Origin of the sequence: Paraburkholderia sp. RL17-381-BIF-C, assembly GCF_046026435.1 — a bacterium.
Classification (GTDB): Bacteria; Pseudomonadota; Gammaproteobacteria; order Burkholderiales; family Burkholderiaceae; genus Paraburkholderia.
Genome location: NZ_JARESX010000030.1, coordinates 69,029 through 91,569, shown reverse-complemented (window position 1 = coordinate 91,569; position 22,541 = coordinate 69,029). Strand labels below are relative to the sequence as shown.

18 protein-coding genes are annotated in these 22,541 nt (G+C 62.3%); 10 read left to right on the top strand and 8 right to left on the bottom strand.

The genetic code is table 11. From position 1 onward, the window contains the following. Nucleotides 1-175: NAD(P)(+) transhydrogenase (Re/Si-specific) subunit beta (locus P0D70_RS19745; protein ID WP_408185720.1), on the top strand; the 175-nt coding region annotated here is incomplete at its 5' end. Between the two features lie 269 nt (nucleotides 176-444). After that, nucleotides 445-717, top strand: a complete 273-nt coding sequence (locus P0D70_RS19740; protein ID WP_091793385.1) for a DUF4148 domain-containing protein — start codon at nucleotides 445-447, stop codon at nucleotides 715-717. Between the two features lie 692 nt (nucleotides 718-1,409). Here P0D70_RS19740 and bamA read toward each other — a convergent pair. Continuing rightward, nucleotides 1,410-3,719, bottom strand: coding sequence for an outer membrane protein assembly factor BamA (bamA, locus tag P0D70_RS19735; protein ID WP_408185716.1), 2,310 nt, complete (start codon nucleotides 3,717-3,719; stop codon nucleotides 1,410-1,412). Nucleotides 3,720-4,045: 326 nt separating this feature from the next. Between bamA and P0D70_RS19730 the strand changes: the two genes are divergently transcribed. The 3 genes from P0D70_RS19730 to P0D70_RS19720 all read left to right on the top strand — a co-directional run bounded on the left by P0D70_RS19730 (nucleotide 4,046) and on the right by P0D70_RS19720 (nucleotide 7,078). Continuing rightward, nucleotides 4,046-4,246 carry a hypothetical protein gene (locus tag P0D70_RS19730; protein WP_408185715.1) on the top strand — a complete coding sequence of 67 codons (201 nt, stop codon included), beginning with the start codon at nucleotides 4,046-4,048 and terminating at the stop codon, nucleotides 4,244-4,246. Further along, nucleotides 4,239-4,628, top strand: coding sequence for a hypothetical protein (locus tag P0D70_RS19725; protein ID WP_408185714.1), 390 nt, complete (start codon nucleotides 4,239-4,241; stop codon nucleotides 4,626-4,628). Before P0D70_RS19730 ends, P0D70_RS19725 begins: the two co-directional genes overlap by 8 nt. A 164-nt stretch (nucleotides 4,629-4,792) precedes the next feature. After that, the gene (locus tag P0D70_RS19720; RefSeq protein WP_408185719.1) at nucleotides 4,793-7,078 is read left to right on the top strand and encodes an LPS-assembly protein LptD; all 2,286 of its coding nucleotides are present in this window, start codon (nucleotides 4,793-4,795) and stop codon (nucleotides 7,076-7,078) included. 71 nt (nucleotides 7,079-7,149) lie between these two features. Here P0D70_RS19720 and P0D70_RS19715 read toward each other — a convergent pair whose 3' ends face one another. Together P0D70_RS19715 and P0D70_RS19710 are read right to left on the bottom strand one after the other, a co-directional pair. Continuing rightward, entirely contained in the window at nucleotides 7,150-8,397 is a 1,248-nt protein-coding gene (locus P0D70_RS19715; protein ID WP_408185713.1) for an ATP-binding protein, read from the bottom strand. Next, a complete protein-coding gene (locus P0D70_RS19710) occupies nucleotides 8,381-9,121 on the bottom strand; it encodes a response regulator (RefSeq protein ID WP_091793378.1) in 741 nt (246 codons plus the stop codon). The genes P0D70_RS19715 and P0D70_RS19710 overlap by 17 nt, the downstream gene beginning before the upstream one ends. A 362-nt stretch (nucleotides 9,122-9,483) precedes the next feature. Here P0D70_RS19710 and P0D70_RS19705 point away from each other — a divergent pair, with 362 nt between their 5' ends. From P0D70_RS19705 to P0D70_RS19695, 3 genes are read left to right on the top strand one after another with little or no spacing between them, the layout of a single operon-like run. Further along, nucleotides 9,484-10,713 (top strand): efflux RND transporter periplasmic adaptor subunit, encoded by a 1,230-nt coding sequence (locus P0D70_RS19705; RefSeq protein ID WP_408185712.1) that lies wholly within the window; start codon nucleotides 9,484-9,486, stop codon nucleotides 10,711-10,713. Nucleotides 10,714-10,725: 12 nt separating this feature from the next. After that, nucleotides 10,726-13,932: an efflux RND transporter permease subunit gene (locus P0D70_RS19700; protein WP_408185711.1), complete on the top strand. Its 3,207-nt coding sequence runs from the start codon at nucleotides 10,726-10,728 to the stop codon at nucleotides 13,930-13,932. Continuing rightward, nucleotides 13,929-15,374, top strand: a complete 1,446-nt coding sequence (locus P0D70_RS19695; RefSeq protein WP_408185710.1) for an efflux transporter outer membrane subunit — start codon at nucleotides 13,929-13,931, stop codon at nucleotides 15,372-15,374. The genes P0D70_RS19700 and P0D70_RS19695 overlap by 4 nt, the downstream gene beginning before the upstream one ends. A gap of 260 nt (nucleotides 15,375-15,634) precedes the next feature. Here P0D70_RS19695 and guaA read toward each other — a convergent pair whose 3' ends face one another. The 3 genes from guaA to guaB form a co-directional block, all read right to left on the bottom strand. Next, nucleotides 15,635-17,218: a glutamine-hydrolyzing GMP synthase gene (gene guaA, locus P0D70_RS19690; protein ID WP_091800376.1), complete on the bottom strand. Its 1,584-nt coding sequence runs from the start codon at nucleotides 17,216-17,218 to the stop codon at nucleotides 15,635-15,637. Between the two features lie 204 nt (nucleotides 17,219-17,422). Then, a complete protein-coding gene (locus tag P0D70_RS19685; protein ID WP_408185709.1) occupies nucleotides 17,423-18,151 on the bottom strand; it encodes a hypothetical protein in 729 nt (242 codons plus the stop codon). A 6-nt stretch (nucleotides 18,152-18,157) separates the two neighbouring features. Next, entirely contained in the window at nucleotides 18,158-19,618 is a 1,461-nt protein-coding gene (guaB, locus tag P0D70_RS19680) for an IMP dehydrogenase (protein ID WP_091793368.1), read from the bottom strand. Between the two features lie 283 nt (nucleotides 19,619-19,901). Between guaB and P0D70_RS19675 the strand changes: the two genes are divergently transcribed. After that, complete coding sequence (locus P0D70_RS19675) at nucleotides 19,902-20,879, top strand: DMT family transporter (protein WP_408185718.1); 978 nt, start codon at nucleotides 19,902-19,904, stop codon at nucleotides 20,877-20,879. A gap of 232 nt (nucleotides 20,880-21,111) precedes the next feature. Here P0D70_RS19675 and P0D70_RS19670 read toward each other — a convergent pair whose 3' ends face one another. After that, a complete protein-coding gene (locus tag P0D70_RS19670) occupies nucleotides 21,112-21,444 on the bottom strand; it encodes an RnfH family protein (RefSeq protein ID WP_408185708.1) in 333 nt (110 codons plus the stop codon). Beyond that, a complete protein-coding gene (locus tag P0D70_RS19665; RefSeq protein ID WP_091793362.1) occupies nucleotides 21,441-21,878 on the bottom strand; it encodes a type II toxin-antitoxin system RatA family toxin in 438 nt (145 codons plus the stop codon). Before P0D70_RS19665 ends, P0D70_RS19670 begins: the two co-directional genes overlap by 4 nt. Before the next feature lie 100 nt (nucleotides 21,879-21,978). Between P0D70_RS19665 and smpB the strand changes: the two genes are divergently transcribed. Next, nucleotides 21,979-22,425, top strand: a complete 447-nt coding sequence (gene smpB / locus P0D70_RS19660) for an SsrA-binding protein SmpB (RefSeq protein WP_042323149.1) — start codon at nucleotides 21,979-21,981, stop codon at nucleotides 22,423-22,425. Nucleotides 22,426-22,541 lie beyond the last annotated feature (116 nt).

Sequence of the window (22,541 nt, the reverse complement as noted above, 5' to 3'; positions counted from 1 at the left end):
CGCGGGCATGCCGATTATCGAGGCGTACAAGGCGCGCACGGTGATCGTCAACAAGCGGTCGATGGCAGCAGGCTACGCCGGGCTCGACAACGACCTGTTCTACATGGACAAGACGATGATGGTCTTCGGCGACGCGAAGAAGGTGATTGAGGATATGGTGAAAGCGGTCGAGTGAGCGAAGAGAACGTCAACGCTCACAAATGAAACGTGAGCGTTGGCAGTTCTGCTCGAAAACGGACTCACCGCAATACCGACTGGCCGGCAGACCCGCACGGAGATAGTCGGCCAGATCAGAGCGCCGAAGATGGGTAACTTTTAACCGAGAAGGTTGCCACGAATTTAGTTCTTATCCACCTGCCACTTATTTTTATTTCGTATTACCAACTTTAATTTTTATCCTTAAGCGTCATCTTTCGTAGATTTTTTCTCTAACGGATCTTCAATATGTCAGCCACTCTTTATCGACTTTCGTTGGCACTCGTCGCGACCATCATCACGACGACTGCTTTTGCTCAAGGAGGCCAGGGAATCGGCCGATCGGGCAGCTATGAAGGCCCTCCCAACTATGGACCGGGCGTCAAGACTCGCGCGGAAGTTCGCGCAGAGCTTGAGTCTTCACGTACCGTGACACCCGCCGCTCAGGAAGAACACAATCGCGAAATCGTGCGTTCCGTTACCGGTGTCGTCAACGACTCCACGAAGACAACTGTCAGGTAAAAAGGATCTTGAAGACCAGGACGAATTCGTCGGTAACAACTCTTCGTATTTCGACGGCTACCCGGCCGTTTGAGTGAATAGAATGCGCCGGGACCGGACCAAACTCTCAGAGCGGGTATTCGAGCGCCGACGATGTCAGTCGTGTCATCGGCAGAGACGCGTCATCACCACCAGATGGATCCCGGCAAGCCCCCTCAAAACCCGTGATTGCGCTCACAGCCGATCGCGCAAGCGATCGTACCTATCGCTGCGATCGTTCCCACCCCGATGCCCAACCCAACCCTAATCCAAGGGTTTCCAGCGTAGCCGAGCAACCTTGCAATCCGCCTATTCCCGCCAGCAATGTGGTCAAAAGAAGCCGCCGCACATTCGCTCCTGACAAAAGCACCTGGCATACGCGAGGATTCATGAATGGGCCTGCTTTCATGCTCCACTCGTGTTTCAAAATGACCAAGCAGTCTCGCCGCCTATGTTACAGATCAGGTCCCCGCTGATAAGACGCGATTAGATAGCCTTCTGGCGCAGCGCTTACGAAAGTTTTTCGGTCGGACTGATATCCGCCGCACGCCGCGGGCTGATGTGACCTTCTGATTGCGCACAACATCCTGACGCTGGTCTCTCGACCGATAGCGCCGCAGGCAGCAACCGCGCAGCCTCTGCGCGGCTCCGGCCCGCAGCCTTGCGACACTCGCTCAGAACGACGTGCCGATCTGAAACTGGAACTTCTGATATTTGTCAGTCGCGTGTTTGACGATCGGGAAGCCGAGCGAAAGCTTGAGCGGACCAATCGGTGAAATCCATTCGAGACCCGCACCATAGCTGTAACGCAATCCGTTGGCGCCGGTGCTGTTGCCTTCGTCGCCCCAGACATTGCCGGCATCGAGGAAAGTGAATACGCGTAGCGTCCGGTCCCAACCACTGCCTGGCAGCGGGAACGTCATCTCGACGTTGGCCACTACCATGCGCGATCCGCCGATTGGGTCGCCGGTCGTCTTGTCGGTCGGACCGAGCGAACCGGACTCGTAGCCGCGCACCGAGCCGATCCCGCCCGCATAGTAGTTCTTGAAGATCGGATAAGCCTTACCCGCAAATCCATTGCCATAACCGCCCTGCAGATTCAGGCCGAGAATGAAGCCGCGCGAGAACGAGTAGTAATACTGCGCCTGCACGTCCGCCTTGTAGTATTCGGTGCCGCCGGCCGGCGTGCCGACTTCGCCGTTACCCTGAATGAAGTAGCCGCGGCTCGGCACCAGCGCGCTGTCTCGATTGTCGCGAGCCCACCCCGCCGTGAGCGGCACATTGTTGACCACGTGGCCGAATTCGGCCACGTAGTCCTTGTAACTTTGCGGCGTGGACGAATCCGTCGACAGGCGGTTCTGTTCAAGTCCAACACCGAAATAGACGGTATCCGCCTCGGAAAACGGAATGCCGAATTTCAGATCCGCGCCCACCGTAATGATGCGAAAGCTTGTGTCCGTATAGTAGTAGAGCGGGTAGTTGGTGCGGTAGTACACGTCGGTGATCCGCTTGATGCCGTCCACGGTGAAATAGGGATCGGTCTGCGTCACGGTCAGTGTGCGGTAGGTCTTCGCGGTGTTCACGTTCACGGCGAGGCTCGTGCCCGAACCGAACACGTTGTCTTGCGAGATGCCGGCCGAGAGCACGACCTTGTCCGTCGACGAAAAGCCCGCGCCCAGCGTAATCGCGCCAGTGGGTTTCTCGCTGACCTTGACGTCCACGTCGACCTGATCGGGCGAGCCTTCCACCGGCACCGTAGTGACATCCACATCGGTGAAGTAGCCAAGCCGGTTGACCCGGTCTTTCGACAGCGTGAGACGGTTCGAATCGAACCACGAGCTTTCGAGCTGACGCATTTCACGGCGCACCACTTCGTCACGCGTACGTGTGTTGCCTATCACGTTGATGTGGCGCACATACACGCGGCGGCTCGGGTCCACCTGCAATGTCAGATCGACCGTATGGTGTTCCTGATCGATCTTCGGCACCGCATTGACGGTGGCGAACGCATAGCCATACTCTCCCAGCCTGTCGACAATGGCCTTGGTGGTGGCCTGCAGCTTCTCGGCCGAGAAACGCTCACCGGCTTTTATATTGACGAGCTTTCTCAATTCCGCTTCGCGATCGAGCAGATTGCCCGCGAGTCCGATCGACGTAATCGTATACGGCTCGCCCTCGTGCAGCGTGACGGTGAGGTACATCTCCTTCTTGTCGGGTGTCAGCGATACCTGAGTCGACTCGATGTTGAACTCCAGATAGCCGCGATTCAGGTAATACGCGCGTACGTGTTCCAGATCGCCGGTGAGTTTGTCCTTCGCGTACAGGTCGTTCTTCGTGTACCACGAGAACCAGTTCGGCGTGGACAGTTGCATCTCGTCGCGCAACGTATCGGTACTGAATGCCTGGTTGCCGATGAAGTTGATCTGGCGGATCTTCGCGCTCGGCCCCTCGACGACCGAAAACAGCACGGCCACCCGATTGCGGTCGATCGGCGTGATCGTGGTGACGACTTCGGCGGCGTAATAGCCGCGCGTCAGGTACTGGCGCTTGAGTTCCTGTTCGGCTTTGTCGACCAGCGCCTTGTCGTAATAGCGGCCCTGCGACAGTCCGACCGAACCGAGTGCCTTGGTGAGGTTTTCCTTGTCGAATTCATGAATACCCGCGAAGTCGATCGTACCGACGGCCGGACGTTCCTGCACGTACACGATCACGACATTGCCCTCGGTCGAGATCCGCACCTCGTTGAAGAAGCCGGTGGCATAGAGCGCGCGGATCGCTTCGGAAGCCTTATCGTCGCTGAACATGCTGCCCTGCTTGATCGGTAGATAGGCGAACAGCGTGCCGGCCTCGACACGTTTCAGTCCCTCGATGCGGATGTCTTGCACCACGAAAGGCTGCGCGGCCTGGGCGGACCCGCTTGTCAGCGTAATGCCGGCGAGCGAGAGCGCGCCGCCTAAACGGCTCGTTAATACTTGAAGTTTCATCTTGGGTTTCAGTCCTGATGCATCGCGCGACAACGAGAAAGCATGCGAGCGCTGCATTCGAAACGACGTGCCTCGGCTCTGGAAAGCGCGAAGTATAGGGACGTGATTGCCCTGGATCGTTACTGAAAACTTTCCGTACATTAGGGTTGCTAACGTGCGTAGGCTGCTCGTTGGGCAGGCGCATTCGCTTTGCAGACCGTGCGTCGAAATAAAGCGTTACAGAACCCAAGGAAGCGTAGGGCGCGTGTAACCCGGCGGCCGGCGTGCGCTGCTATCGTCAAATTGTCGATTCCGCTACCTGCGAAACGCGATTTGGAGAAGCGATCATGATTGAATATCTTTCACCCACCGTTCTGGCGGCGGTCCTGCGTGCCAGCTCAACGCCGATCTTCTCGATCCATCTGGCTCTGGCGTCGCTGCTCACTCCACGCGAGGCGTCCGGCAGCGCGGCGAACATCGCGAACACGGCGGATCGTCAAGCCGCGAGCCGGACAACGCCAGGACTGGAGGAACCGAACCGTGTCTGATTCGTCGACCTTCATGCTCAATTCCATTACCGACATGCAGTTGACGGCGGATGGTCAATACCTGCTCATTCACGGCAATCAGCCCACCGCTGCGTTGCATCGCTCGGTACTCAACGACTTGCTGGTCGCCCTGCCGAATGCCATCGAGCACGCCGACCGCGTGATTCATAACGATCAGGACATGGGCTTCGCGTTGCACTGCCAGGGCTGGGAAGTCGGTCGGCTCAACGGTATGGAGATGGTGGTGATCCGCTTCCGGCTATCCGGCAGCGCGGGGTTGTCGTTTTCGTTGCCGGCCGGGCAGATTCCCTATCTGCTGCAGGCGCTCGGCGGCGCAGCGGGTGTAAGCGAGCCCCGCTCGAACGACATGACGCTTCAGTAAAGCCCGGTCTATCCACCCGCGCATGACGCTGTTCGACCGGGCGCATGCCCGGGCTCCTCTTCACCACGCCGAATCGCAGCCTCCCTCCTCCTTTCCGGGCATTACCTGTCTTGATACTACGCCGTGTATTTCAGCGTCTACGTTTGCGGCCGCTCGTTCCTCTCGTGCTATGCGCGGCAGGATGCGCGCCACTTGCCGGTTACGCGCAATTGGCCGGCACCGCAGCGGTGCCCGAATCGCTCGACGGCATCTGGGGCCTGCGCCTCGCGCCGCAATTGAGCGAACATCTCCTGCGGCCGGGCGACAAACCCGTCACCTCGGCGATAGCCGATTCGATGACCACCACGACCGGCACCGACGTCTCATTGAAAGGACACGCGCAGTTGCGGCGCCCGGCGTCGATTGTCGAGGCAGACGCGCTGCATTACGACGTCGACCGCGACAAGGTCGACGCCTACGGCCATGTGCGCCTCGCCGACAACGGCAACGTATTCGACGGGCCGGACGCGCATTTTTATGTGGATGCAAACCACGGCTATATCAGCGTGCCGAAGTACCGGTTCAATCTCAGCGGCGGATGGGGCAGCGCCGAGCGCGCGGATGTGGTCGATAACGAACGTACCATCGTTTATCGCGGCACATACAGCACCTGCCAATGCGAGTCCGCGCCGGCGTGGTATCTGAAGGCATCCGAATTCGATATCGACAATGGCAACGACGAAGGCATCGCGCACTACGGCGTGCTGTTTTTTCAGGGCGTGCCACTGCTGGCGAGCCCATGGCTGTCGTTTCCATTGTCCGGCGCCCGCCGCAGCGGCTTCCTGCCGCCGACGTTCTCGGTCAGTTCCACCAACGGCGTCGACGTCGCATTGCCGTACTACTTCAATCTCGCGCCGAATTACGACCTCACGCTCACGCCGCGCATCATGTCGCGTCGAGGCGAGATGCTGACCGCCGACTACCGCTATATGCAGCCGGGCGATTCGGGCACGATATCTCTCGCATGGCTGCCGCACGATGCGATTACCGGAACACAACGCTACTCGATTGCGTTGAATCAGAACTGGAATCTCGGTTCCGGTCTGAACGCCTACGTGAACTACAACCGCGTGTCGGACTCGACGGTGTCGACCGATCTGGCCTCGGGCGTGGCGTTTCCAACCGGCTCCACCACGCTCTACCAACAGGAGGCGGGCCTCACCTACAGCAACGGTCCGTGGAGCGTGCTGGCCCGCGAACAGCGCTGGCAGACTTTCTCGAGCGACTCGACCTATAACCGCGAACCGCAGGTGAACGTGCACTATGCACGCTACGACGTGGGCGGATTCGACTTCGGCGCGGAAGCGGATGCGACACGTTTCACGATCTCATCGTCGGATATGACGCAAGGCAACCGCTTCGTGTTCAATCCTTACGTCAGCTATCCGATCGAGCGCCCGGGCTGGTTCATCACCCCGAAGCTCGCGTGGCATTTCGCAGCCTACGATCTGACCTCGATCGGTACCGACGTGCCCGCCGGGGAGCCGAAGTCGTTCAGTGTGAACGTACCTACCTTCAGCCTCGACTCGGGCATGCGGTTCGAGCGCAGCGTGCGGCTTTTCGGGCAATCGTACATACAGACCCTCGAACCGCGGCTTTTCTATGTGTACACGCCGTATCGCGACCAATCGTTCGCGCCGCTGTTCGATACGGCAACGGCCGATTTCGGGCTCACGGAATTGTTCATGCCCAACAGCTTCGTCGGCAACGACCGGGTGTCCGACGCCAATCGCGTCACCGCCGCACTGACCACGCGTTTCATCGATCCCGCGAGCGGCGACGAGCGCGCCCGTTTCATCCTCGCGCAGCAGTACGACTTCCGCACCCCGCGCGTGACCCTGCAGACGGACGACGCGGCCAGTACGGTCGCTCGTACCGGCGTGATCGTGGGCGCTTCGTACAAGGTGGGGCCGGATTTCACGACCGAACAGGCGGTGGAGTACAGCCAGGCCAACCATTACCTGACCCATGCGGAGGCCGGCTTCGGCTGGGCGCCGGGCGCTCGCGAGGTGTTGAACGTCGCGTATCGCTATACGCGGGCTAACAGTACGCTCGACTATCAACCGGTCAACCAGTTCATCGTGTCGGAGCAATGGCCACTCGCGCGCAACATGGTGAGCGTGGCCCGGGTGAATTACGATATGAGCACGCACCGCCTGATCGCAGGATTGCTGGGATTTCAGTACGACGCGGATTGCTGGTCATTGGGCGTCGCGTTCGAAAAGTACACCAACGCCACCAGTTCGACCACGTCGCCGAGCACCGGTACGCGTGTGTTGATGCAACTTCAGCTCAAGGGTTTTTCGCAGGTGGATAACGGGCTGCTCGATCAGTTTCGCGCGAATGTGCCAGGTTATACACCGGCTTCGACGGTCAACGAACCCACCTCGCGCTTCAGTGACTATCCGTAAGAGAGGTACGCCCGCTCCTGCCTGGGCTGCTTCTCTGACAATTCGTCATGCTGCCCGTCGCCACGCTGCGACTACAGCGGAAACGTCATCGACACCACGAACCCTCCGTCGGGCGCGTTATCCGCATGAAACTCGCCGCCGTTATACCGCACCAGACGCCGCACGATCGCGAGGCCCAAGCCGCAATGGGCATCGCCGCCGCGCGCTTCGTCGAGCCGCCCAAAGGGTTGCAGCGCGCGGTCGAGCTGGTTGCCAGGTATGCCGCTGCCGTGATCGCGCACCACGAGCGTGAAGCGGCCGTTTTCCCGTGACGTCGAGATTTCCACCGGCGGTTCGCCGTACGTGAGCGCGTTCTCGATCAGATTCGTCAGAATCCGGTCGAGGTCGACGAGCGGCAACTCGAAGCCGTCACCGGCGCGCAGATTCAGACGCACGAGTGCATCGTCAGCGAGACTGTCGCCGTAGTGGCGGCGGCAATGCGCATCGACGTGGGTGCGCGGTGAAGCGTCGACCGTCTCACGCGCAAAGTCCAGAAACTGCGTGACGATCCGCGACAACGACTCTGCATCGCGCAAGAAGCCGCGACGGTTCGCTTCGTCGGGCAGCAGATCCGCGCGCACCTGCATCCGCGTAATCGGCGCGCGCAGATCGTGCGCCACGCCGGCCAGCATCACCGCGCGCTCCTGCTCGGCTTGCGCGAGTTCGTGCACCATCTGGTTGAAGTCGCCAATCAACTCCTTCACTTCGCGCGGACCGCTCGCCTCCACAACCGGCGCACGATGGCCCACGCGGAACTCGCGCGCCGCAAGCGCCAACCGATGCAACGGCCGCTGCAAATGCCACGCAGCAACCAACGCGACGATCACCGCAAAGATCAGCATCATCGCCGACGCACCGAGAAAGCGTCGCGCCGGCAACATCGAATTCTGCAGCTTGATCCAATCCGGATTGCCCGCGTAGTGCACCCACACCGTGCCATCGTCGGCGTTGGACACCACCTGGCTGCCAGGCGGCAACTTCGCCCGCAAGTCGCGTTCGAACGGACCCGAGGTGTTCTCGCACGGCGCGGGACAGCCTGACGCGATCGCGTCGTTCGCTTTCACATACGACACGCCGAGTATCGCCGATACGTGCGAAGCGGCCAGAGTACCGTCATGTTCTGCCTGAACTGCGAGAAGCAGAGCGCGCTGCGCATGAGCCGTGTCGATCTGGCCGCGCTCACGGTCCACGAGCAACAGGGCGGTAATGTGAACCAGCACGATCAGGCTCACCGTCATCAACGAGAGCCGGCCGAACAGCGTGTTAAAGGGATTGGTCATCGTCACTGCCGCCAGGCACGAACATGTAGCCGGTGCCACGTATCGTCTGAATCACGCGCGGATTGGCCGGATCGTCTTCGAGCAGACGGCGCAGGCGCCACACCGGCACGTCGATACCGCGCTCGGTCACTTCCGAATAGGGACCGTGCAGCAGGTCGACTAGCTTCGAGCGCGACAGCGTTTCCATCGGATGTTGGGCAAGCACCTCGAGCAACGCGTATTCGCCGCCGGTCAGCTTGAGCAGCTCGTCACCTCGAAATAGCGTGCGGCTCGCGAAATCGAGCCTGAAGCGGCCGAAGCGCAGTGCTTCACGCTTTTCGACCGGCGACGCCGCTGCGAGCGCCGGTTGGGCATGCCGGCGCAGCACCGCATGAATACGCGCAAGCAGTTCCTGTGGCATGAACGGCTTGCCGAGATAGTCGTCGGCGCCGAGTTCGAGACCGACCACGCGATCCACGCCGTCGGCGCGTGCCGTCAGCATGATCACGGGAATCGCGTCGCCATTGGCGCGCAATTGCTTGAGCGCGCTGAGTCCGTCGATGCCCGGCATCATCAGATCGAGCACGATGATCGAGGGCCGCTCGCGTTCAAGCCGGCGGCTCAAATGATTGGCGTCGTGCAGCACGGACATCTCGATGCCGCGTTGCTGAAAGAACGTTCGGAGCAGGTCGCGAAGGTCGGCGTCGTCGTCGACCAGTAAAACCTGGATGGGCGTGTCTGGCATGGCTGGGCCCTGATCGATGAAGAGAGTTGACGGACGGCATTCCCGCGCGCCAGCCACTGGTCGAAATATATCGAATCGCGCGACGCCGAGGGTTGCGGGTTCTTAGCCACGCTTACAGTTTATTACGGCGGCGCGGCCAGTTCGAGTGTCTTGCGCACGGCATCACGTTCCCATCCCATCCCCCCACCCCACAAGCCGCGCTCCGTTACAAGTCGTAATCCCTGTCTAAGCCACCGTAAGACGTTGGTCTCTATGCTGGGCTCCATCTTGCCGCTGGCGCAGCGCTGCGCGGGCTCTTTCGCGAGCGAACGGCGCGCGCCAGACGGACCTTGTTCGAAATCCAGTCGAAGGATGCTCACAGCATGCCCACTCTCACCATCGCGGTTGAACCGTCACCGCGCGCGCCGGCGTTCACGCTACTCGCGGCGGCCGTTGCCGCTGCCACATTCATGTTGTCCGGTTGCGGCGACGAAGCGTCTCATGGACCCGTGCAGACGGTCCCCGAAGTCAGCGTCCAGACCATCACGCCGCATACCGTTGTGTCGAGCACCGAATTGTCCGGACGGCTCTCGGCGATTCGCGTCGCCGAAGTCCGGCCGCAAGTCGAAGGCATCGTCAGAAAACGCCTGTTTACCGAGGGCTCGCAGGTCGCGGCCGGCGCCGTGCTGTATCAGATCGACGCGTCCAGTTATCAGGCCGCCTATGACCAGGCGGTCGGCACGCTGGCCAAAGCAGTGGCGACGGCGAGCGCCGCGCAGACCAAGGCCACGCGCTACGCCGAGCTCTCGAAGATCCAGGGCGTGAGCCGCCAGGACTACGACGACGCCGTCGCCGCGCTGGACGAGGCGAAAGCCGACGTCGTCGCCGACCGCGCCGCGTTGAAGACCGCCGCGATCAATCTCGGCTACACAAAGGTGGTGGCACCGATTGCGGGCCGCATCGGCAAATCGAGCGTGACCGAAGGCGCGCTCGTGACCGCCGAGCAGACCACCGCGCTCGCAACGGTGCAGGCGACGAGCGAGATGTATCTCGACGTCACACGCTCCTCCGCGGACTGGCTGCGTCTGCAGAAGGAATTCGCGAGCGGTCAATTGCAGCAGGCCGGCACGGACGGCGCCGTCGTTCATCTGGTGATGGAAGACGGCAGCACCTATGCGCAGTCCGGCAAGCTGCTGTTCTCCGATATCACCGTCGACACCACCACCGGGTCCGTGACCTTGCGCTGCGTATTCCCGAATCCGGACGGCGTGTTATTGCCCGGCATGTTCGTGCGCGCGCGACTCGAAGAAGGCGTGAACCAGCAGGCAATCACGGTGCCGCAACTCGCGGTCTCGCGTGCGTCGGACGGCTCCGCCAGCGTGCTCACCGTCGGCGCCGACAACAAGGTCGTGCAGAGAGCCGTGACGGCCGACACCGCATCGGGCAGCGACTGGCTCGTCACGAGCGGCCTCAAAGCGGGCGATCGCGTGATCGTCGCGGGCTCGCAGAAAACGCGCACCGGCTCGCTCGTCAAGCCCGTCGAAAGCCCCGGCACATCGGGTACCTCGGCCACGCCCGCCACCGCGGACAACACGTCGGCAGCCCATAGTTAAAGCGAGACTCTCATGGCAGGATTTTTTATCAACCGACCGATCCTCGCGTGGGTCATCGCCATCGTCATCATGATGATCGGCGGTGCTTCCATCGAGACGCTTCCGGTCGAACAGTATCCGAGCGTGGCGCCGGTTTCCGTGCAAATTACGGCAACCTATCCGGGCGCCTCCGCCGAAACCATCGCCACGACCGTCACGCAGGTGATCGAACAGAAGCTGAGCGGCATCGACCATCTGCTCTATATGTCGTCCACCAGCAGTTCGTCGGGACAGGCGCGCATCACGCTCACGTTTCAGCAGGGCACCAATGCGGATATCGCGCAGGTGCAAGTGCAGAACAAGGTCGAGCAGGCCAGTTCGTCGCTGCCTGAGACGGTTCAGGAGCAAGGCGTGCAGGTCGCGAAAGCGGCCAACGCGTTCCTGATGATCGTGTCGCTGTCGTCGAGTGACGGCAGCATGAATTCCATCGATCTGGGCAATATCATCGCGACGCAGATCGAGGACCCGCTCACACAGATCAACGGCGTGGGCGACGTCACGCTGTTCGGCGCGCAACACGCCATGCGCATCTGGCTGGACCCGGTGAAGTTGCAGGCAGTCGGGCTCACCACCGCCGACGTTACTACCGCGATCACGAATCAGAACGTGCAACTCTCGGTGGGCCAGATTGGCGGCTCGCCGTCCACGAAAACGCAGGCCATCAACGCGACGATTTCCGCATCGAGCCTGCTCACCACGCCCGCGCAGTTCGGCGCGATCCTGTTGCGTGTAAATAGCGACGGCTCGAAAGTCATGCTCAAGGACGTCGCGCGCGTCGAGGTGGGCGGCGACGACTACAGCACGGACTCGCGCCTGAACGGCGCGCCGGCGGCCTCGCTCGCGGTCAAGCTCGCGAGCGGCGCGAATGCGATGAGCGTCGCGAAAGCCGTGCGCGCCAAGCTCGACGAACTGAGCGGGCAATTGCCGCGCAACGTGGTGGTCGACTATCCGTACGACACCACGCCGTTCGTGAGGATCTCGATCGAAGAAGTGGTGAAGACGCTGATCGAAGCGGTCATGCTGGTTTTTGTCGTGATGTACGTGTTCCTGCAGAACCTGCGCGCGACGCTGATTCCGACCATTGTCGTGCCAGTCGCCCTGCTCGGCACGTTCGCGGTGATGTCGGTGGTCGGATTTTCGATCAACGTACTGTCGATGTTCGGGCTGGTGCTGGCAATCGGCCTGCTGGTGGACGACGCCATCGTGGTCGTCGAAAACGTCGAGCGGTTGATCGCCGAAGAAGGACTGTCTCCGGTCGAAGCCACGCGCAAGGCAATGAAGCAGATCACGGGCGCACTGGTCGGCATCACGACGGTGCTGATCGCCGTGTTCATTCCAATGGCGTTCTTCTCGGGCTCGACCGGCGCGATTTACCGGCAGTTTTCCGTGACGATCGTCGCGGCGATGCTGCTTTCCGTGTTCCTCGCGCTGACGCTCACGCCGGCGCTGTGCGCCACTTTGCTGCGGCGTGACGACGTCGAGCATCACGCGAAACGCGGCGTGTTCGGCTGGTTCAACCGCGTGCTCGCGCGCGGCACGGATCGCTATGACTCGGCGGTCTCGCGCGTGATCGGCAATCCGATGCGCTACATGGTGATCTATGTGTTGATCGCGGGCGTCGTGGCGCTCCTCTTCATGAAGCTGCCTTCGTCTTACCTGCCCGACGAGGATCAGGGGATCATCATCACCTCGATTTCCGCGCCGGTCGGCACGCCCGCCGCGCAGACGCTGGAAACCGTGAAGAAGGTCGAAGCGTACTATCTCGGGCTTCCGCAGGTCGACAAGATCATCGCACTGACCGGGTTCAGCTTCAACGGTTCCGGACAGAACAACGCGTTGGCGTTCGTGAAGCTCAAGGACTGGAGCACCCGGCGCGGCAAGGACGGCTCGGCGGCGGCACTCATCCAGCACGCCAACATGCACTTCGCCGCCACGCGCGACGCGCAGATTTTCGCGCTCAATCCGCCGGCCATTCAGGAACTCGGCACACAGAGCGGCCTCGACTTCGAACTGGAAGACCGCGCGGGCCAAGGCCACGACAAGCTGATGGCCGCGCGCCAGCAACTGCTCGCGCTCGCGGCCAAAGACAGCGCGTTGTCCGGCATGCGTCCCGGCGGTCTCGACGACACGCCGCAGTTCCATGTCGATATCGACCGTGAGAAGGCGAGCGCGCTCGGGCTCTCCATTGCCGATGTGAACGACACGTTGCAGACGGCGTTCGGCTCTTCATATGTGAACAACTATGTCGATACGGGGCGCATTCAAAAGGTCTACGTCCAGGCCGACGCGCCATACCGGATGATGCCGTCGGACATCGGCCGATGGTATGTGCGCTCCAGCACCACGAGCAGTTCGGGCAGCACCACTTCGACGAGCACCAGCTCGACCAGCAGCTCAACTAGCAGTTCAACCACCAGCGGCTACGACGGCGAGATGGTGCCCTTCTCCGCCTTCGCCACCGGCAAATGGACCTTCGGGCCGCCGCAGATCGAGCGCTTTAATCGCACGCTGGCAATGGAAATGACCGCGCAAACCGGTGCAAATACAAGCACCGGCCAGGCGATGGACGCGGTCGATGCGCTCGTCAAGAAACTGCCCGCGGGCTACAGCATCGACTGGACCGGGCAATCGTATCAGGAGCGCATTGCCGGCTCGCAAGCGATCTATCTTTACGCGATTTCGCTGATCGTGGTGTTCCTCTGTCTTGCCGGCCTGTATGAAAGCTGGTCCATTCCGATCGCGGTGATTCTCGTGGTGCCGCTCGGCGTGCTCGGTGCGGTGTTGGGCGCGCATATCCGCGGGCTCTCCGACGACATCTATTTCAAGGTCGGCCTGCTCGCGACCATTGGCTTGTCCACCAAGAACGCAATCCTGATCGTCGAATTCGCCAAGGATCTGCAGGCGCAGGGGCGCGGGCTGATCGAAGCCACCGTCGAGGCCGCGCGGTTGCGGTTGCGGCCGATTCTGATGACCTCGCTCGCCTTCATATTCGGCGTCCTGCCGCTCGTGATCAGCACGGGCGCCGGCTCGGCGAGCCGTCATGCAATCGGCACCGGCGTGATGGGCGGGATGATCGCCGCCACGTTCCTTGCGATCTTTTTCGTGCCGGTTTTCTTCGTCGTCGTGCGACGCCTGTTCGGCGAGCACGGCGACACCAAGCAACAGGAAGGTGTTGAATGATGGGACTCAAACTCGGTGCCTGTGCAGCGGCGCTCGCGCTCGCGCTGCTCGCGGGCTGCACGCTCGATCCGCACTATGAACGGCCCGCCGCGCCGGTGGCGGTGGCGTATCCGCACGGCGATGGCTACGAAAGCACGAGCGCCGCGGCGAGTTCGACGAGCGCGAGCAGCACGGGCGTCACACCGCCGCTGGCCGCCGATACCGCATGGCAAAGCTTCTTTCGCGATGAACGTCTGCAGCGGTTGATCGGCATCGCGTTGGCGAACAATCGCGACCTGCGCGTGGCGGCGTTGAACGTCGCCGAGTACGAAGCGCAATACCGGATCACGCGCGCCGCGCTTGCGCCGTCGATCAGCGCGAGCGGCAGCCTGACTCGGGAGCGAACCCAAGGCGTGACGAGCAGTGTCAGCGATCTCAATGTCGGCACGACGTCGTGGGAAATCGATTTCTTTGGACGCTTGCGCAGCCTCAAGCGTCAGGCGCTGGAAAACTATCTCGCCACGGACGCGTCGCGCCAAAGCACGCAGATCAGTTTGATCGCGACGGTGGCGACCGACTACCTGACCTTGCTGTCCGATGAACGCCTGCTGCAATTAACCGAAGACACGGTCAAGGCGGATCAGTCGACCTACGAGGTCACGAAGCGTGTTCAGGAGTTGGGCAACTCTTCCCTGCTCGACGTGCAACAAGCCGAGAATTCGTTGGCGAGCGCGAAGGCCAGCCTGGCGGCTTACCGTCGTGCCGTCGCGCAAGACCGCAACAATCTGGTCGCTGTGCTCGGCGCGCCGATTCCCGATGACCTGCCGCCTGCCCGCTCATTCGACGACGAGTCCATGTTCGCCGACATCGGCGCGGGCGTGCCGTCCCTGTTGCTCACCCGTCGTCCTGACATCGTGCAGGCCGAGCATGCGTTGAAAGCGGCGAACGCCAACATCGGCGCCGCGCGCGCGGCGTTCTTCCCGAAGATCGAGTTGACGGCGACGGCCGGCACGTCGAGTTCGACGCTCTCGGGTTTGTTCAAGGCCGGCACGGGAGCATGGGCATTCGCGCCGAGCGTGTCGATGCCGATCTTCGATTACGGTAGCAACAAGGCATCGCTCGATGTTGCGAAAATCGAGAAGCAGATCGAGGTCGCCGACTATGAAAACACGATCCAGACGGCCTTCAAGGAAGTATCGAATGCGCTCACCGCACGCGCCACCTACATCGACCAGGTGCAGGCGGATCGCGACTACGTCACGTCCTCGCAGCGTTACTACACGCTGGCCGAAGCGCGTTACAAGGCGGGCACGGACAGTTTTCTGACCTTCCTCGATGCGCAGCGCACGCTCTACACCGCGCAGCAGCAACTCGCGACCGATACGCTGTCCCGGCAAGCCAATCTTGTGACGTTGTACAAGGTTTTGGGCGGAGGTTGGGAGCAAGCTGAAAGCATTCAGTGAGAAGTGTTTCTCCGTCGACTTACCAGACGTTAGTGGCTCGGTCGCCTCGAACGTATACCGTCAACCGATACCGAGAGACTGGTTTGATGGTATCGAACAAGGCCGTCCCCAAAAAAAATGCCGGCACCGTCACCGGTACCGGCATTTTCGTCAGCCATTGCCCGGATCACAGCAGACCGAAACGGACAATAACCTTATGTTTTTTTAAACGGAAAAACATGGAAAACCGGACCTCCCGGCACGACTGGGAGCGGTCTGAATCATTCCCACTCGATCGTCGCCGGCGGCTTACCCGAGATGTCATACACCACCCGGTTGATGCCACGCACTTCATTGATGATCCGGTTGGACACATGCCCCAGCAGCTCATGCGGCAGATGCGCCCAATGCGCGGTCATGAAGTCGAGCGTCTGCACGGCGCGCAGCGCGACGACATACTCGTAAGTCCGCCCGTCGCCCATCACGCCAACGCTCTTCACCGGCAGAAACACCGCGAACGCCTGGCTCGTCAAATCGTACCAGGACTTGCCGGTTTCCTTGTCGATGAACGTGCGCAGCGTCTCGATGAAAATCGCGTCCGCGCGGCGCAGCAGGTCCGCAAAGTCGCGCTTCACTTCGCCGAGAATCCGCACGCCCAGACCCGGGCCCGGGAACGGATGGCGGTACACCATGGCCGGCGGCAAACCGAGCTTGACGCCAAGTTCGCGCACTTCGTCCTTGAACAGTTCGCGCAGCGGCTCGAGCAGCTTCAGATTCAGCGTCTCAGGCAGGCCGCCCACGTTGTGGTGGCTCTTGATCGTCTGGGTGGCTTTCTTGCCCTTGCCGGCCGATTCGATCACGTCCGGATAGATCGTGCCTTGCGCCAGCCACTTCGCATCGGTCAGCTTGCCGGCTTCCGTCTGGAACACTTCGACGAATTCCGCGCCGATGATCTTGCGCTTCGCTTCCGGATCGGTCACACCGGCGAGCTTGCGCAGGAACACTTCGCTCGCGTCGACGTGAATCACCTTCACGCCCAGGTGGTCCGCGAAGGTCGCCATCACCTGCTCGGCTTCGTTCAGGCGCAGCAGGCCATGATCGACGAACACGCAGGTGAGCTGATCGCCGATCGCGCGATGCAGCAGCGCCGCCGCCACCGACGAATCCACGCCGCCCGACAGACCCAGAATCACGTGCTCACTACCGACCTGCTCGCGAATTTTGGCGACGGCTTCGTCGATATAGTGGCCCATTTCCCAATCGGGCTGCGCGCCGCAAATCTGCAGCACGAAGCGTTCGAGCATGGCGCGGCCCTGCACGGTGTGCGTGACTTCCGGGTGCCATTGCAGGCCGTAGAAACGGCGCTTTTCGTCGGCCATTGCCGCGATCGGGCACGATTCCGTCGACGCCATCAGCGCGAAGCCCGGCGGCATTTCCAGCACCTTGTCGCCGTGGCTCATCCACACCTTCAGCATGCCGTGACCTTCCGGCGTGGTGAAGTCGCTAATGCCTTCGAGCAGGCTCGTGTGATTGCGCGCGCGCACTTCGGCATAACCGAACTCACGCAGGTGGCCGATGTCGACCTTGCCGCCCAGCTGCTCGGCCATAGCCTGCATGCCGTAGCAGATGCCCAGCACCGGCACGCCGAGTTCGAACACGGCCTGCGGCACGCGCGGCGTATCCGTTTCGGTGACCGAGCTCGGGCCGCCGGAGAGGATCACGCCCTTCGGCGCGAAGTCGCGAATGAACGACGCATCGACGTCGTACGGATGAATTTCCGAATACACGTTGGCTTCGCGAACGCGACGTGCAATCAGTTGGGTGACTTGCGAACCGAAGTCGAGGATCAGAATCTTGTCGTGCATGGCAGCGGACGGAGTCAAAGAGTAAGCGGATACGGAATGCCGCGCACAGCGCGCGGCGTTGAATTCAAAGCGGTCCACGTGGGGACGATCGAGCGTGAAGCGTAACGATGCAGCGGTCTGGTGCGTGCGGCGCCACAGCCAGTTGCCTGCGGCGAGCGCGAACGAAATCCGGTCACTGCGGCGGATGGCGTGGCGCGCGACGCCTCAGCCATGAAACGGCGGCCGGGGCGCGTTGGCGGCGCCGTCGCGGGCTTCGTCACGCGCGGCAGCGGCTTCTGCCCGCGCTGCGCGTTCGGAGGCTGTCAGGCCGGCTTCGTCGGCCACCGGATGAAGCGGCGCTGCTGCGACAGGACTGGCGGGATTGACTGGACGCGTAACCGGCACCACGGGCTCGACGACCGGCTCGGCGTGATACACCGGAAAACCCGCTGTCACGCGACCCGGCTCGCGCCGGTTGGCTGCGTCTTTCGCGGCGTCTTTGGCCGCCTGCTTTTCGGCACGCTCAGCAGCGGCGGCTTCGACCAGCCGCACTTTCTCGCGCCGCCGCACCGCGCCCGACAAGCGCACGCCGCCCAGACCGATCACCAGCAGCACCACGGCCGTCAGCACCGCGACGATCTGACCGAAACCGGTCAGCGCCGGCGTATGCAGACCGAGCAGCCAGACCAGCATCAGCACGCCGGTCAGCCAGTTCACATGGCCGACCGTCCGGGCGACCGAGGACGTGAGCGCGCCGTCGATCGACGCGTGCAAGGCCAGCCACGCAAGCCCGATCAGCGCCACGCCAAACCCCTGGCCGACCAGAGCCGGCTGGGTTTGCACCAGAAGCAGCGCGTTGTACAGCGAAGTCCACGGCGTCAGCAGAAACAGCAGGCCGAACGCAAGCAACAGCAAGGCATCGAGGATGAGTACACCGCGCAGCAATGGCTTCATTGGCGTTTAGTCCACGTGGTAGTTGGGTGCTTCCTTGGTGATTTGCACGTCATGCACATGCGACTCGCGCAAGCCCGCGCCCGTGATCTGCACGAACTCGGCCTTGTCGTTCATCTCGGCGATGGTGCGGCAGCCGCAGTAGCCCATGCTGGCGCGCACGCCGCCGATCAGCTGGTAAAGGATCGCGTTGACCGAGCCCTTGTAGGCGACGCGGCCTTCGATACCTTCCGGCACCAGCTTGTCGATGTTCGCGGAGTTGTCCTGGAAGTAGCGGTCAGCCGCGCCGTCTTTCATGGCGCCGACCGAGCCCATGCCACGGTACGACTTGTACTGACGGCCCTGGAACAGGAACACGTCGCCCGGCGCTTCTTCCGTGCCGGCGAACATGCTGCCCATCATCACGGCGTTCGCGCCGGCGGCCAGCGCCTTGCTGACGTCGCCGGAGAATCGCACGCCGCCGTCGGCGATGACCGGCACGCCCGTGCCCTTCAGCGCTTCGGAAACGTTCGAGATCGCCGTGACCTGCGGCACACCCACGCCCGCAACGATCCGCGTCGTGCAGATCGAGCCCGGGCCGATACCGACCTTCACGCCGTCCGCGCCATATTCCACGAGCGCCTTGGCAGCCGCCGCAGTGGCGATGTTGCCGCCGATCACTTCAACCTGCGGGAAGTTCTGCTTGACCCATTTGACGCGCTCGAGCACGCCTTTGCTGTGGCCGTGCGCCGTGTCCACGACGATTACGTCCACACCGGCCTGCACCAGCAGTTCCACGCGCTCTTCGTTGTCTTCGCCCACGCCGACCGCCGCGCCCGCGCGCAGCTTGCCGTGTTCGTCTTTACACGCGTCCGGGTGCTCGGTCTGCTTGGTGATGTCCTTGACGGTCATCAGGCCGCGCAGTTCGAATGCGTCGTTGATCACCAGCACGCGCTCGAGGCGGTGGCTGTGCATCAGCGCCTTGGCTTCGGCGAGCGGCGTGCCTTCCTTGACGGTGACGAGGCGCTCGCGCGGCGTCATGATGTTGCGCACCGGCTCGTCCAGACGCTCTTCGAAGCGCAGGTCGCGATTGGTGACGATACCCACCAGCTGCGCGCCTTCGACGACCGGGAAGCCCGAAATGCCATGCTGACGCGACAGCGCGATCACGTCGCGCACCTTCATTTGCGGCGGTACGGTGATCGGATCGCGGACCACGCCCGACTCGAAGCGCTTCACCTTGGCGACTTCACGCGCCTGCTCGGCAGCCGTGAGGTTCTTGTGGATGATGCCCACGCCACCCATTTGCGCCATGGCGATGGCGAGGCGGGCTTCGGTGACCGTGTCCATGGCGGCGGACACGAGCGGCATATTCAGGGAGATGTTGCGGGTCAGCCGGGTCTTGAGGCTGGTGTCGCGCGGCAGAACATCGGAGAAAGCCGGGACGAGGAGCACGTCATCGAACGTGAGTGCTGTTTGGATCAGACGCATGGCAAATCCTATAGGCGCAAAAGCGAATTATACGCGATACCTCCCTGGTTTTCACTGCACTAACAGCAGCTTAGCGAATTTCGGGCAGTTTTTTCGCATCATCGGCCCGGCGGGATTTCGCTTGTCTGTTCGCCTCGGGTTCGATCCGGTTTCGTTTGCGCGTTCGGGCGCAATGGGGCTCAAACGGGCGCCACAGCATCCGAATGCAGAATCGAACAAGACACCGAAGCCGCCGACCGGCTATTCTGCCGACCATTCCAGTTTTTTCTTGCAGGAGCAGTCGATGCAGCGCGGTGTGGTTTATGGAGTCCTGGCCGGAGCCCTATGGGGCATGGTTTTTCTGGTGCCGCGCGTGCTGCCCGATTTTTCGCCGCTGCTGCTGAGCGCCGGCCGCTACACCATGTACGGCGTGGTCTCGCTGGCCGCCGCGCTGCCCATGGGGCGCTCGCTCGTCAAACGGCTGACCCGCGAGGATCTCGGCGCGCTGGTGAAGCTGGCGCTGGCCGGCAACCTGCTCTATTACCTTCTGCTGACGGCGGCCGTCCACCTGATCGGCATCGCGCCGGCTTCGCTGATCGTCGGCGTGCTGCCCGTCACGGTGACGCTGCTCGGCCGGCGCGATCATGGCGCGGTGCCGCTCGCCCGCCTCGCCTGGCCGCTCACGATGGTGATGGCGGGCATCGTCTGCATCAACATCGACGTGTTTACGGTCGCCGACAGCACGCCGGTGAGCGTCGCCACCAAGCTGCTCGGCCTCGCCTGCGCGGTCGGCGCGCTCGGCTGCTGGACGTGGTTCGCGGTCGAAAACGCCCGCTACCTGCAGCGTCAGACGCATTTCAGCGGCAATGAGTGGTCGGTTCTGTGGGGCGTGGTGACGGGCGCGCTCGGCGCGGCGCTGTGGCTCGTGGTTGCCGTGCTGCCGTCGGGCGGCCCGCAAGGCGAGCTGGCCGCCGGTCGCTGGCACAGCTTCTGGATGCTCAATCTGGGCCTCGCGATCGGCGCGTCGTGGCTCGGCAACGGGCTGTGGAATGCCGCATCGAAACGGCTGCCGCTGACGCTCTCCGGCCAGATGATCGTGTTCGAGACGTTGTTCGCGCTGCTTTATGCGTTCATTTATGACGAGCGCCTGCCGCGCCCGCTAGAACTGGCGGCGATTCTGCTGCTGGTGGCCGGCGTGTGCTGGTCGGTGCGCCAGCATGCGGACGACGATACGCCCGACGTGACACGAATCAAAGACAAGCCGCAAGTGACGGCGCCTTGAGGCGCCTCGAGGTGCGGCGAGGCGCGGCGCTGTGCGGAGCCGCGACGCGAGGCACAGTGAGGTGCGGCGCCTTGCGGCGCGGTGAGATGAGGCGCAGTGAGCCGCGATGCGGCGCCGCGCGGTGAGGCGCGGCGACGTGCCGCAGGGCGCGCCCTGAGTTACCTGACGGCGGCTTACCGCCTCCCAGGGCAGCGGATCGAGGCGGCTTTCCACCCCACCCGATCCAATCCGCCTACCGCGAATCCTTGTTCTGCCAGCGGCGCCCTTCGATCGAGCCCGCCTTGCGGGTTTTCTCGACGCGGCGCTGACGCGACACCTTGGGATCGACCAGCAGCGGCCGGTAAATCTCCACCCGATCGTGGTCGGCCAGCACCGCGTCGAGCGGCTTGAGCTTGCCGAATATGCCCACCTTCTGCGTGGCGAGGTCGATCTGCGGGAAGCGCCGCAAGATGCCGCTTGCGTCCAGCGCCTGCTGCAGCGTGGCGCCTTCCGGCAGTTCGACGGCAATCAGCGCCTGCTCACCGGCTAACGCGTAGCAGACTTCGATCGACAAGCGCGCGCTCATGCCTTACCGTAGCGCTGATCGGCGCGCTTCACGAACGATTCGACGAACGTATTGGCGATGTGATTGAACACCGGCCCAATGATCTTCTCGAGAATGATGTTGGTGAATTCGTAGTGCAGCGCGAATTCGATCTTGCAGGCATCGGCCCGCAACGGCGTGAAGCGCCAGAAGCCGGTGAACTTGCGAAACGGGCCGTCCGCGAACTCCATGTCGATGCGCGTGGGCCGCTCCATGCTGTTGCGCGTGGCGAAGTGCTGCTTGATGCCCTTGAAGTTGATATCGATCCTCGCCTCCATGCCGGTTTCGTCCCGGCGGCGGATTTCGACTCCCCCGCACCAAGGCAGGAAGTTGGGGTAATCGGCGACGTCGGTGACGAGGTCGAACATCTGTTCCGCCGAATGGCGGATCAACACGGTTTTCTGGACATCTGCCATAAATTGAACAGCGCGTGGCAAGGGTGGACAAGCGCGGCGGGCTTTCCTTGCCCCGCTTTGCTAAAATCGTGATTTTAAACGAGTTGGGCACTTTCCATTCATGAGCATCATCGACAACAGAAAAGCCTTCTACGACTACTCGGTCGAAGAACGCTACGAAGCAGGGCTCGTGCTCGAAGGATGGGAGGTCAAGGCGCTGCGCGCCGGGCGCGGCCAGATCAAGGAAGGTTACGTGGTCATCAAGAATAACGAACTGTTCCTGATCGGCACGCACATCAGCCCGCTGCCCGAAGCCTCGACCCATATCAACCCCGACCCGGTGCGCACACGCAAGCTGCTGCTGCATAGCGAAGAAATCAGCAAACTGATCGGCAAGGTCGAGCAGCGCGGCTACACGCTCGTGCCGCTGAACTTCCACTACAAGGGCGGTCGCGTCAAATGCGAGATCGGTCTGGCCAAGGGCAAGAAGCAGCACGACAAACGTGAGACCGAGAAGAAGCGCGATTGGGAACGTGAAAAAGCGCGTTTGATGCGCTCGCCGAGCTGATCGTCGGTTCGAGCGGACGCTGCGCGGATATGCCGCGCTTCGTTCGCCGCCAGCGCGCGGCAACGAACCTGCAAGCACTCAAATGAAACTGGCCCGCACAGTCTGCGGGCCATTTC